The organism is Archangium violaceum (genome assembly GCF_016859125.1).
Taxonomy (GTDB): Bacteria; Myxococcota; Myxococcia; order Myxococcales; family Myxococcaceae; genus Archangium; species Archangium violaceum_A.
Genome location: NZ_CP069338.1, coordinates 1,617,436 through 1,629,092 on the forward strand (window position 1 = coordinate 1,617,436; position 11,657 = coordinate 1,629,092).

9 protein-coding genes and 1 pseudogene are annotated in these 11,657 nt (G+C 67.1%); 6 read left to right on the forward strand and 4 right to left on the reverse strand.

Features of this window, described 5'->3' with window-relative positions; all coding sequences use genetic code 11:
* Window positions 1–5: 5 nt before the first annotated feature.
* A complete protein-coding gene (locus tag JQX13_RS06820; protein WP_239014589.1) occupies window positions 6–434 on the reverse strand; it encodes a Gfo/Idh/MocA family protein in 429 nt (142 codons plus the stop codon).
* 414 nt (window positions 435–848) lie between these two features.
* On the opposite strand from JQX13_RS06820, the gene JQX13_RS06825 reads away from it, so the two are divergent.
* From JQX13_RS06825 to JQX13_RS06850, 5 genes and pseudogenes are all read left to right on the forward strand, one after another.
* Complete coding sequence (locus JQX13_RS06825) at window positions 849–2,147, forward strand: TIGR02270 family protein (RefSeq protein WP_203408246.1); 1,299 nt, start codon at window positions 849–851, stop codon at window positions 2,145–2,147.
* A 33-nt stretch (window positions 2,148–2,180) separates the two neighbouring features.
* Window positions 2,181–3,185, forward strand: coding sequence for a DUF2169 family type VI secretion system accessory protein (locus JQX13_RS06830; RefSeq protein WP_203408247.1), 1,005 nt, complete (start codon window positions 2,181–2,183; stop codon window positions 3,183–3,185).
* A gap of 1 nt (window position 3,186) precedes the next feature.
* Window positions 3,187–4,272 carry a hypothetical protein gene (locus tag JQX13_RS06835; RefSeq protein ID WP_203408248.1) on the forward strand — a complete coding sequence of 362 codons (1,086 nt, stop codon included), beginning with the start codon at window positions 3,187–3,189 and terminating at the stop codon, window positions 4,270–4,272.
* Window positions 4,269–6,260, forward strand: a complete 1,992-nt coding sequence (locus tag JQX13_RS53765) for a PAAR-like domain-containing protein (RefSeq protein ID WP_239014590.1) — start codon at window positions 4,269–4,271, stop codon at window positions 6,258–6,260. Before JQX13_RS06835 ends, JQX13_RS53765 begins: the two co-directional genes overlap by 4 nt.
* Before the next feature lie 98 nt (window positions 6,261–6,358).
* Window positions 6,359–6,514 (forward strand): annotated as a pseudogene (locus JQX13_RS06850) (Imm52 family immunity protein); the annotation flags it as partial.
* A gap of 31 nt (window positions 6,515–6,545) precedes the next feature.
* Here JQX13_RS06850 and JQX13_RS06855 read toward each other — a convergent pair.
* Together JQX13_RS06855 and JQX13_RS06860 are read right to left on the reverse strand one after the other, a co-directional pair.
* Complete coding sequence (locus JQX13_RS06855; RefSeq protein WP_203408249.1) at window positions 6,546–7,556, reverse strand: Gfo/Idh/MocA family protein; 1,011 nt, start codon at window positions 7,554–7,556, stop codon at window positions 6,546–6,548.
* A complete protein-coding gene (locus JQX13_RS06860; RefSeq protein ID WP_239014591.1) occupies window positions 7,553–8,521 on the reverse strand; it encodes an MDR/zinc-dependent alcohol dehydrogenase-like family protein in 969 nt (322 codons plus the stop codon). The genes JQX13_RS06855 and JQX13_RS06860 overlap by 4 nt, the downstream gene beginning before the upstream one ends.
* Window positions 8,522–8,766: 245 nt before the next feature.
* Here JQX13_RS06860 and JQX13_RS06865 point away from each other — a divergent pair, with 245 nt between their 5' ends.
* Complete coding sequence (locus tag JQX13_RS06865; protein ID WP_203408251.1) at window positions 8,767–9,774, forward strand: UDP-glucuronic acid decarboxylase family protein; 1,008 nt, start codon at window positions 8,767–8,769, stop codon at window positions 9,772–9,774.
* A 9-nt stretch (window positions 9,775–9,783) separates the two neighbouring features.
* On the opposite strand, the gene JQX13_RS06870 is transcribed toward JQX13_RS06865, so the two are convergent.
* A complete protein-coding gene (locus JQX13_RS06870; RefSeq protein ID WP_203408252.1) occupies window positions 9,784–11,499 on the reverse strand; it encodes a cellulase family glycosylhydrolase in 1,716 nt (571 codons plus the stop codon).
* Window positions 11,500–11,657 lie beyond the last annotated feature (158 nt).

Genomic DNA, 11,657 nt, shown 5'->3' on the forward strand with positions numbered 1-11,657 from the left:
CGGACTCAGCCGTAGATGCGATCGAGCGCGCCCGCCACCTGGACGAGACGCTCGGACTCCGGATCGAAGCGGGCCCCATGGGCCAGGCGCGTGGCCCAGTCCACCGCGGCCCGGCCTCCCCATGCATCCGGCGGATCCGCGAGGCGCTCACGCCGGGTGCCCCAGAACAGGTCCGCCGTGAAGTCGTAGAACGAGCCGTTCACGTTGCGGAACGCGGCGCCGCCCTTCGTCGAGAAGGCCAGGTCGACCAGGTGGATGCCCAGGTCCATCACGCACCCGCCGCCCGCGAGCTTCGGATCATAGAACCATGCCTTGTCCGGGCCGTAGGCGTTGTGGAAGACCAGTCCGTCGAGCCCCAGCTCGAGCAGCGCGTCGAGCGGCCGGTGCGCAACCCCATACGAACCGCAGATGAAAATGAGGGCAACACACATCATGCCATCGGCCTCCGACGCCGACGCTTGGTTTCAGTATTTCAGCCCGGTTGCACTTGGGTGTGGGCCATCATCTCCAGCATGCCTCATGCATCGCGAGTCAGCCCGGGCCTGTAGGGTTGCCCGGTAGAGACACGTTCAGCTGATTGACTCGCTGCACCCCATGGGGTAGTTCGGCTCCAGCAAGGGCCCCATCCACGTCGTCCATCCAGCGCCCTGTCATGACGTTTCGCAGAGGGGGGAGTTCCCATGAATCACCTGTTGTCTTTGCACGCCTCCTCACCCGAGGTGGCGTTGGAGCCTCTTTGGGAGAGCCGCTTCGGGCGCATCATCGGAACGGACGGGAGAGTCTCGTCCTGCGTTGTGGCAAAGCCAGCCTGACACTGCTGCGCAGCGGGCCAATCAGGGGGACGTGACATGGTATTGGTGGACGTGCTGGAGGAGCACCTGGACGAGGCGGCCTTCCGGTGGTTGCAGTGGGAAAGAGCCCTGGTGGCACCGGACTTCAGCCTGGTGGAAACCACGAGATTGGAGGAACTCCTCCTCGCGCACCTGGACGGGCTGGTGATTGGAGCGTCCACTGCGGCCGATGCCGTGCTACGCCCGGCCTTCGAAACAGAGGATGCCACACGTATCTCCGCGGCAGCCCATGTGCTGCTGGCACTGGGCGAAGTGGACGAGGTGCTGCTGGTGCGGCTGCGTGGCGCCGAGCCCGAAGCCCGCGCCGCCATACGGCGGGCGCTGGAACTCAGCGAGGCACCCGGGCTGGGCGCGCGCCTGCTCGACCTGCTGAAGCAGGAGGACAGCTCCTTGCAGGCCGAGGTGTTGGAGACGTTGGCCTTCCGCCGGGAAGCGCCTCCCGAGGTGCTGGCGCCCTTCTTCACCCACGACGAGCCGCGGGCACGGGTGGCGGCCCTACGTGGCACATGGCCACTGCCAGCAGACGCGGTGCACAGGCTGCTCCCCAGGTTGCTGGACTCCGCGCACCCTGGCATTCGCGCGGTGGCAATGGAGGCGGGAATGGCGTCTGGCGTGCGGCAAGCCTGGGAGGCATGTCGCTCCGCCGTGCGCTCCCGCCTCGCGCTCAGCCCCGAGGCACTGGTGCTCTTCGCCATGGGAGGCAGTGACACGGACGTTCCATTGCTGCTGGCACTGCTGGACGCGGAGAAGCTTCGGCCTCACACCCTCTGGGCCCTGGGCTTCAGCGGCCGGGTGGCGGCGATGGAAGCGTGCCTGGAGTATCTGGCCGTGCCCGAGGCGGCGCAGCTGGCCGGGGAGGCCTTCTCGGCCATGACGGGATTGCGGCTGGAGGAGCCCTATTCTCTGCCCCCTGGAGAGAGACCCGAGGGAGCCTCACCACCTCCGGAGTCGCAGGAGTCCCTGGACGCGGACCTGGTGCCCAAACCCGAGGACGACCTGCCCTGGCCGAACGTGGCCGCCATCCGGGGTTGGTGGGACGTGGCGAAGAAGCGCTTCGTGAAGGGGACGCGCTACCTCCACGGCCAGCCATTCAACGGCAGCGTCCTGGTGGAGGCGCTGGAAACCAGTCCCATGCGCCGCCGCCACGTGCTCGCACGCGAGCTGGCCCTGCGAAGTCAAGGCATGCTGACGGTGCGCACGCGGGCCTTCACGCATGTCCAACGCGCGGAGCTGGCCAGGGCCCGGACCGCCTGTGCCCGACTCCGTACCCAGTCCTTCGACAGCGGCCTGCGCTGAGGGACAGAAGCCCCCTCTCCTTTGTGAGAAACCATGTGGGTACTTCAAAACAAGACACCGTATGCCGCTGAACGGACGTGGGTCCGCGACAAGGACGGCCACCACGTCTGGGTCATCGCGCTCAAGGCGACCTTTGACCTCGACGGCACGGGCCAGCTCCGTCTCTCGGACGTGCAGGAACCTCCCCTGCCGGAGCCCGTCTACTGGGGAGAGCCTGGCCGCTCCAGCCTGCGTTATGAGGCCGAGCTCGTCCCGCCCAAGCCCCACACCGACGTCCTCATCAACGCCTGCGCCTACGCGCCCGGAGGGCGGCCCGCCCCCAGCGTCGAGGTGGCCGTCCGCATCCACGACGTGGACAAGATGCTGGTGGTCCACGGTGAGCGCTTCTATACGCGGGGACTGACGGGCGTGAAGCCGTCGTCCCCCAAACCCTTCATCAGCCAGCCCATCCTCTACGAATGGGCCTGGGGAGGGACCGATACACGCGACGCGGACGCAAGCAAGCACGTCGGCGATTTGCGCAACCCGGTGGGCCGCGGGATGGCCAGCCGTGATGCGCACCTCGTGGACCAGCCCGCGCACCGCATCGAATACCTGCGAGGCAAGCCGGCGGAACCAGGCCCGGCCGGATTCGGCCCCATAGCCAGTCACTGGTCGCCGCGACTGGAGCTGGCCGGGACTTACGACGAGGCATGGCGGAAGACGAGACACCCGCTGCTGCCACGCGACTACGACGAGCGCTCCGCCCTCTGCGCGCCTGTCGACCAGCGGCCGTCGCGCCGTCTCGTAGGCGGAGAGAAGATGGCCCTGGTACATCTCACGCCTCTGGGCTCGCTCCACTTCACGCTGCCACGTCTGCATTTCGGCTTCACCACCTACTTCGGGGCCATCCGGCGCTTCCATGAAGCCACCCTGGGCACGGTGGTCATCGAGCCTGAGCTGAGGAAGGTGCGCATGATTTATCAGACCGGATTGAGAGTCGGCCCGCGAGAGACCGACCAGCTCGACTTCACAGTCATTACATTGAGGACGGATTGAGATGAGCACAGACGTGAAGCTCGTGGCCTCGGGAGCACGTGCACCCGTAGGGACGACGGCCGAGAGCGTGGCAGCGGCCGTGCGTGCGGGCATCAGCCGCGTGCGGCGTCTCCAAGTGCCGGAGTTGAGGCGCCAGTCCGCTTCGTTCCTCGCGCGGGACGCCCTGCTGGACCCGGGAGAATGGAGCGGTGCGGCGCGCATGGCCGCACTCGGAGCGGCGGCGTTGGCAGAGGTCCTCGGAAAGCTGGCGCCGGCACTGACGCAGTGGAACGCCGAAGTGCCGGTGTTGGTGGGGCTACCCGAGGAGCGCCCGGGCTGGAAGTCGGCGGATGCCGCGCGAGTTGTCGCCGCGCTCGCAGCCGTCGGAAGTGTGCGTCTGCGCCTGCGGGTGGAGCCACGACTGGCGGGCCACGCCTCGGCGCTGGAGGGATTGCAGGAGGCCGTGAGACGCGTGAGCCGCGCCGGAGGCTTCCCTCTGGCGATAGTGGGGGGCGTCGACAGCTACCATGACGTCCAGACGCTGGCCTGGCTGCGCGAGCGCAACCAGTGGCTCGAAGCGGGGGCGCGTACAGGATTCGCACCCGGCGAGGCTGCCGCCTTCGTGGCGGTGATGGCCTCGCCGGATGCGCGCCGGTGGGGACTGGTGCCCCACGCCACGGTGCGCACCACCACCACGGCCCGAGAGACGCGGCTCATCCATACCGATGACCTCAACCTGGGCGAGGGGTTGACGGCCGCCGTCGGTGAGGCGCTCGCGCCGCTGGGTGGCACGCAAGTGCAGGTGGAGAACATCCACAGTGATATCAACGGCGAGCGCTACCGCTCCGAGGAGTGGGGCTTCGTGGCGCTGCGGCTGGGGAGTGCGTTCCGTGATGCCTCCGCCGTGCACACGCCCGTGAGTAGTTGCGGTGAGGTGGGTGCCGCCACGGGGGCGCTGAACCTGGTCCTGTGCGCGCAGGCCTGGCGGCGTCGGTATGCTCGCGGTCCCCGTGCGCTGCTCTGGGGCAGCTCGGAAGCCGGGTTGAGAGCCGCTGCGTTGCTGGAGGAGCCGCTGTCCGGAAGTAGTAGAGTCGGAGCAAGACAATGACCAAGGTCACCGTCAATTCCCCGAGGACGCCCGTCACCAAGGGCAGCTCGGGCGTCGCCGCGGCCACGCTGCCCAACGTCTGCAAGATGCCGGGCCCGCCGGCCCCTTTCGTGCCCACGCCATTGCCGAATATCGGCAAGAGCGGCGACTCCCCCCAGGGCTACTCCAAGACGGTGACCATCGATGGGAACCCCGTCGCCATCACCGGCGCCAGCTTTGGCAGCCAGGGCGACATGGCCAGCAAGGGCACGGGGGGAGGTCTCATCTCCAGCAATACCCATGGCCCCACGAAGTTCCTTGGCCCCGGCTCGATGAACGTCAGAATCGAGGGCAAGAACGTGCAGTTGCTGGGTGATCCCATGCTCAACAACTGCGGCCCCTCGGGCAGTCCCGCCAATGCCGCCACGATGACCGGCATCATCCAGGCCTCCGGGGTGATGGCGGTCATCTACGGTGACGACATTCCGTGCGGGCTCTGCGGGAAGACGCACCCGCTGGAAGCCGGTGAGGAGACGCAGACGGCGATTGCTGCCCTGTTTGAGCGAGTGCAGAAGGCTCTCGACGCACAAAAGCAGCAAATTCTCCAGCGCAGCAAGCTCGCCAAGGAGAAGAATCAGAAGGAGAGACTCCTTGACCAGTTAGAGGAGAAGAACACGGAGGAGAATAGGAAAAAAGGAAAGGGGCCAAACCCCAAGCAAAGAGAAGAGTTGGCGACGTTGCCGGGCGAGATCTCAGCTCTGGGAGCGCAGATTGATGCTCTTGACGATTTCTTCAAGGCAAGTGCCGTGCTTCGATACAGTCGAAACAGTGGCTCCTACACCAAAGGATATATGATTGGTGTCATGGTTTGCGAATGCACGGGTAGGAAGCTCGCGGCGTGCTCAGGCAAAGCGCCTCCAGGCTTCATGGAGGCCGTTGAGCTGTGGGTTTTGCGTGTGCAAGTCCCTCCGTGGGTTCAGGGGTCGAGAAGGAAGACTGGGACTGTGCCGCCAAGCAGATCATGGAAAAGCATGGAGGACACAAACCCAAACAGCTCATTGAGCGGCTGTTCTATCCGGCGGTCGAAGGCCTCAAGCCTGACAGGGGTCCCAGGATTAAGTTCAAGGTCCGAATGGAAGACCTGGGTAGCAAGAAACTATCCGAACCAGAGGAGCGCGAGCAGACATTCGAAAATGGCGAGAACGTTCCGTCGTGCTCGGACTGCCAGGAAAAGCTTCCGGCAATGTACTGCAAGACCAACTGCCCTGGTTCGGGAGTCTAAAATGAGAGCATTCGTCGAGTTCGTTGAAAAATACCGCCCCGGTTTCTCCCAGGAGATTGTCCCGGCGGACAGGCATGATATTGCGATTCTGGAAAAGCATGCGGGTCCCCTTCCAGGTGCCTACCGTCGTTTCCTGGAGACAATGGGGGCAAGCATGGGTGACCTTGAACTTGCCGAGGCCTCCTTCTCCATTGAAGGAGCCCTCAATGTCTATAGCTTGTCCTGGATGCGCGGTGGGCGGTACATCCCTGTGGCTGGAGACAATGGGCCCTCCAGCTTCGATTGGTTCCTTGATCGTTCGAATCCTCATGGACCCGATGACTGCCTGGTGGTCCGAAGGGCACTGGAGAAGAACTACCCCCCGGAAGCCAGTTCTCCCAAGTACGTGGGGCTGGAGGAATTTCTCTACTACGAAGCCTTCAAGGAGCTTCGCCTGCCACAGTTGCCCTTCCGGCGGAAGTTCTCCTCACCGGAGGACGTCAAGGCTGCGGCCGAATACCGCTCGGATGCAATAACGAAGCTGGCGGAAGAGAGGGGCTTCATGCGCATTTCGCCCGTCGAGCACTGCGCGCTGTACGAGCGAGGAGACGCCGCGCTGCTACTCTACCGACACCCAACGCGGCCCACCTTCTCATTCATTCTGGGCTGCGAAGATTCGGCGGAGATGGAGCGACTGGCCCGGGATTTCGAGGCGCGAACGGGACTGAAGGGCATCGTCACGAGGTAGGCGGAGCCGTGATGCTCTGACATGGGGCACAACACGGCGGAGTGGACGCGCAGCTCGCGAGGGCCGCGGCAAGCAACTACTGCTCGGAGAGCCAGGCGCAGGCTGTGGGCGCGCTGGGCTGGCTCCTCATCCTTTCCAAGGAACCCATGACGGCGAGCAACCCCGAGCACGTGGCATTCACCGCACGTGTGCGCGAGCTGCTCGACCGGGCAGGACTCATCGAACGGCCGGAACCCGAGCCCGAGGGCTGGTGACACCCACAGGGGCTCGGGTCCGAACCCGGACTCAGCCGTAGATGCGATCGAGCGCGCCCGCCACCTGGACGAGACGCTCGGACTCCGGATCGAAGCGGGCCCCATGGGCCAGGCGCGTGGCCCAGTCCACCGCGGCCCGGCCTCCCCATGCATCCGGCGGATCCGCGAGGCGCTCACGCCGGGTGCCCCAGAACAGGTCCGCCGTGAAGTCGTAGAACGAGCCGTTCACGTTGCGGAACGCGGCGCCGCCCTTCGTTCCATAGAACGAGGCCTCGATGACGGCATCGCACCCGGCGGGCAGCTTCCACGAGCACGCGAGCTGCACGGCCGTGCCGCTGGAGAGCTCCAACTGCGCGGCGGCGTAGTCCTCCACGGCCTCACCGCGCTTGCCCAGCGAGCGGCCCTGGGCGAAGAGCTGGCTCGACACGCGGCGCACCTCGGGGAAGCCCAGCACCCAGAAGGCCAGGTCGACCAGGTGGATGCCCAGGTCCATCACGCACCCGCCGCCCGCGAGCTTCGGATCGTAGAACCACGCCTTGTCCGGGCCGTAGGCATTGTGGAAGACGAGGTTCACCGCGTAGATGTCACCCAGCGCGCCGCCCTGGATGCGCTCGCGCAGCTGCCGCATTCCCGTGGTGAAGCGGTAGCTGAGGTCCACGCCCAGGAGCCGATCCGCGGCCCTCGCGGCGTCCACCACGCGCTTCGTCTCCTCCGCCGAGCGGCCGAGGGGCTTCTGGCAGAACACCGCCACCCCGCGCTCCAGCGCCCGCACGGACTGCTCCGCGTGGAACGCACTGGGCGTGGCGATGACCAGTCCGTCGAGCCCCAGCTCGAGCAGCGCGTCGAGCGAGTCCACCCGCTGGCTGCCCGGCACGAGCTTCTGCGCCTCCTCGGCCGCCGTCGGCACCGGGTCCGCGATGCCCACCACCTGGGCCATCTCGCTCTGGGCGATGGCCTCCATGCGGTTGCGGCCAATCCAACCCACGCCGAGGAAGCCGAGCCTCGGACGGGGCGCTGTCTTCTGAATGGAGTGTCCGTTCATACCGTGATGAGCGCCTTGAGGAAGCCCTCGGGACGGCTGCGCATCGTCTCGAAGGCCTTGTTGAGCTCGTCCAACCCGAAGCGGTGCGTGAACAGCGGGAACGGGTCCAGCTTGCCGGAGGCCACCGCGTCGACCGCCATACGGATGCCCTCGACGTAGACCTTGGGGTCACGCTCGTGCGCGTTGATGACGTCCAGCCCGCGCCAGTTCCATAGCCACATGTTCACCTGGCGCGGCCCGTCCTGGTGGTAGCCCGCGACGATGAGCTTGCCGCGCTCGCGCGTGAGCTCGCCAGCCAGGTCGAGCGGCCACTGCTCGCCGACCACCTCGATGACCCGCTCGCAGAAGGCGCCATTCGTGAGCGACTTCACGCGATCGATGATCTTGTGGTGGTCATCCATCGGGATGCACTCGGTGGCGCCGTACGCGCGGGCCAGCTCGAGCGCATAGGGCCGACGGGAGATGGCGATGACCCGCGCCCCGGCGTTCGCCGCCAGCCGCGTCACCAGTGCCCCGAGGAAGCCGATACCGATGATGGCCACCGTCTGTCCGGGCTGGATGTCGCTGCGGCGGAAGATGTTCATCGCGCAGCCGAGCGGCTCACCCGGGAAGGGCTTCCCCGCGAGCGACGGCGGCAGCAACACCGCCGAGTCCGTGTTCACCACGTCGTACTCGGCATAGGCCGCCGAGGACAGGGTGGCCACGCGATCGCCCACCTTGAAGCCGGTGACGCCGCTGCCCACGGCGTCGATCACACCCCAGCCCTCGTGACCGGGGGCACCGGGCTGCATCGGGTACTTGAACCACTCGCGACCTTCCCAGACGGGCAGGTTGGAACCGCACAACCCGCAGCCCTCGAGCTTCACGCGTACGGTGTTCGGACCCGGCTCGGGCCGCGCCACGCGCTCGACCCGCGCGCCCTTCGGCCCGGCGATCACCGCCGCAGCCATCGTCGCGTTCGACATTCCCGCCTCCATCTGTTGTTGCCTCCGCTGCTGTGTCTGGGTGAGAGGAAGGCCGAAGTGTGGTCGAGCCAGCGTCCAGGCAAGCGGCCCGCGTGGCCTCATGCTCCAGACGTGAACAGGAGAACGCCGCCGCTGCCTTCTGACGGACGCGGTGGGCGCCTGATCCGTCGGAAAATCAACGAAGGGCCCGGAGGGGTCATCGACCGCCGCTCCCTCGGCCCGGTGCCCGGCCCCAGCCTACGCGCATGAATCGAATCCATGGGAAACGGGCGGTCGTTCTGGGCGGAGCGGGCTTTCTCGGATCTCACCTGTGCGAGCGGCTGCTCGCGGATGGGGCCTCCGAGGTCATCAGTGTCGACAACTTCGTCACCGGCGATGAGCGCAACCTCGCCGGTCTCCGGATGAACAAGCGCTTCGTGTCGTTGCACCACGACATCACCGAGCCCTTCAGCTTCGACGGGCCCGTGGACTTCGTCTTCAACATGGCCTCGCCGGCCTCCCCCATCGACTACGCGCAGCTGCCCATCGAGACGCTGCGGGTGGGCTCGCTCGGCACCGAGAACGGGCTCGAGCTGGCGCACCAGAAGGACGCGGTGTTCCTCCAGGCCTCCACCTCCGAAATCTATGGAGACCCGCTGGTGCACCCGCAGCGCGAGGACTACTGGGGCAACGTGAACAGCGTCGGCCCGCGCTCCTGCTACGACGAGGCCAAGCGTTACGGGGAGGCCATCGTGGCGGCGTACCAGCGCGTGCACCGGGTCCGCACGCGCATCGTGCGCATCTTCAACACCTACGGGCCGCGCATGCGCCTCAATGACGGGCGCGTGGTGCCCGCCTTCGTGGGCCAGGCGCTCCGGGGCGAGGACTTCACCATCTTCGGAGACGGGAGCCAGACGCGCTCGTTCTGCTACGTGTCGGATCTCATCGACGGCATCGTGCGGCTGGCGCTGTCGGACGTGGAGGAGCCGGTCAACATCGGCAACCCGCGCGAGATGACCATCCTCCAGTTCGCGGAGGCGGTGCGCGAGGCCATGGGAGGCAACAGCCGCATCACCTTCAAGCCGCTACCCAAGGACGATCCCAAGCAGCGCCAGCCGGACATCACCCGGGCGCGCACGCTGCTCGGCTGGGAACCCCGGGTGGGGCTCGAGGACGGTCTGCGGGAGACGATCTCCTATTTCCGCAGCGTGGCCGAGCGCCCGAGCCACACGCGCCAGTCCGAGCCACTGACGGACGCGGGCCCCGCCCTCTGAACGATGGACTCAAGGCACGGCGGGCAGGGCCTCCACCACGCCCGCCACGTGCCGCACGAAGCCGGGCAGGCGAAGCACGAGGCCTCCCTGCCGCGCCGTCAGCTCCTCCGTCGCGAGCTGCTCGCCCGTCACGTCGTTCCACCAGGAGACGCGGTACTTCCCGGAGGGCACCCCCATTCGCACGGTGGCGTCCCGCACCGGGGAGCCGTAGCCCGTCTCCGCACCCAGGACCCACAGCGCCCAGTAACCGGAGCGCCCGAGCACCCAGGCCCGGGTCCCCTCGGGTGTCGCGAGCGGGGCGAGCTGCGGGTGGAGCGGCGGCGACCAGGACAGCCTCGACAGGAAGTCCGACAGCACCCGGAAGTGCTGGCCCCGCCCGGGCGTCATCATCACGTCCGAGTCGGCGGTGAACGGCGGCGCGCTGTGCGCCAGCACTCCCGCTCCCGAGAAGATGGCGCTCCAGATGCCCACGTGGGTGTGGTCGTACGTCTGGGGATCATCCCCGCCGTAACCGAACTCGCCACAGAGGACGGGTTTGCCGTAACCCCAGCTCTCGGCGACCTTGCGAGAGAACTCGGCCGCCAGCGCGTGGACCTCGTAGTACTCCTTGCCGTAGAGGTGCCACTGCAGGATGTCGTTGCGCGGGCTGGAGTACCAGGGGCGCTCGTCCCCATCCTCGTTCCAGTGCAGCCCCACCGAACCCAGTGTGACGAGGTGGCCGTACGGGTCCGCGGCGTGCCACACCTCCGCCATGTGCTCGCCCCAGGGAACCCAGAACTCCTCTCCGTTGTTGCCGTCCCACTCCGGCTCGTTGAGGAGATCCACGGCGAGCAGGTGCGGTGAGTAGCCGTACCGGTCGAGCACGTAGCGCAGCTTGCGTTCCGCGAGCGCGCGGATGTCCGGACGCTCGAAGAAGTCGAGGGGAGTCTCCGCGGGGCCTCCTCGCGCGGTGCTATAGGGATTGTCCTCCCAGCTCTTCCACGTCTCGCCGGGTGTGAAGCCGACGGCGAAGAGCGTGAGGATGACGTAGATGCCGTGCTTCTCCGCGGCCTCCAGGATGGCGTCGTATTGCGCGGCCACCTCCGGGTCGAAGCGGCCGACCTGGGGCTCCAGACAACCCGGCTGCGGCCCCGGCTGGGGCTCCTCGCGCTCGCAGTCGGTGAAGATGAAGACGCGCAGCGTGTTCATCCCGTGGCTGGCCATGTAGGCCACATACTCGGGTGCCGGGAGCTGGTTGTAGTTCCACGTCGGGTCGTAGACGTTGAAGCGGTTCTCCCCGAGCGGAATGAAGGGTCCGCCGTCCTCCCACGCGAGCTGGTGCGCGGAGCCGGTTCCACGGCGCACGAAGCCCCGCCGGTCACTCGGCCGCACCCGGAAGCCTCCCGAGGACACCTCACGCGGGCCGGAGCCGCCATCCGCCTGGATGACGTAACGGTATTCACCCGTCTCGCGAGGGGTGAAGCGCACGCGGAAGCCTCCCCCTGCGACGGCGAAGCCCCCCACTGTCACGACCTGACCGGAGGGCGCGGTGAAGCGGGCCTCGATGGACACATCATCCGGGTGACGCGTGCGCTCCGGCAGCTCGAAGCCCACCTCGAAGCGCGCGAGGCGCTCCACTTCGGGAAGCGCCCCCTGGGAAGGAGCAGGCAGCGTGCGAGGTACGGCGCAGGCCACCAGGGCCAGGAGCGCGAGAGGAACCAACCGGATGAACGGGCGAGGAGGCATGACTTCTCTGGGGGGCAACAGGTCCGGAGGGCAATCTGCGTCCCGCGCCCGGGCCCGCCCGTGACTTGTCGCGACCACTGTCCACCCGACAACCGGGCGACGGGCGCCCGCATGAGTGCCTGCCCACCAACCGCGCACTGCACGACACCGAACCGCTC

Bases quoted from the DNA above. Each gene is read 5' to 3' on its own strand.
- JQX13_RS06835 (WP_203408248.1), top strand. From the start codon at position 3,187: ATGAGCACAGACGTGAAGCTCGTGGCCTCGGGAGCACGTGCACCCGTA.
- JQX13_RS06865 (WP_203408251.1), top strand. From the start codon at position 8,767: ATGAATCGAATCCATGGGAAACGGGCGGTCGTTCTGGGCGGAGCGGGC.
- JQX13_RS53765 (WP_239014590.1), top strand. From the start codon at position 4,269: ATGACCAAGGTCACCGTCAATTCCCCGAGGACGCCCGTCACCAAGGGC.
- JQX13_RS06870 (WP_203408252.1), bottom strand. From the start codon at position 11,499: ATGCCTCCTCGCCCGTTCATCCGGTTGGTTCCTCTCGCGCTCCTGGCC.
- JQX13_RS06855 (WP_203408249.1), bottom strand. From the start codon at position 7,556: ATGAACGGACACTCCATTCAGAAGACAGCGCCCCGTCCGAGGCTCGGC.
- JQX13_RS06860 (WP_239014591.1), bottom strand. From the start codon at position 8,521: ATGTCGAACGCGACGATGGCTGCGGCGGTGATCGCCGGGCCGAAGGGC.
- JQX13_RS06820 (WP_239014589.1), bottom strand. From the start codon at position 434: ATGATGTGTGTTGCCCTCATTTTCATCTGCGGTTCGTATGGGGTTGCG.
- JQX13_RS06825 (WP_203408246.1), top strand. From the start codon at position 849: ATGGTATTGGTGGACGTGCTGGAGGAGCACCTGGACGAGGCGGCCTTC.
- JQX13_RS06830 (WP_203408247.1), top strand. From the start codon at position 2,181: ATGTGGGTACTTCAAAACAAGACACCGTATGCCGCTGAACGGACGTGG.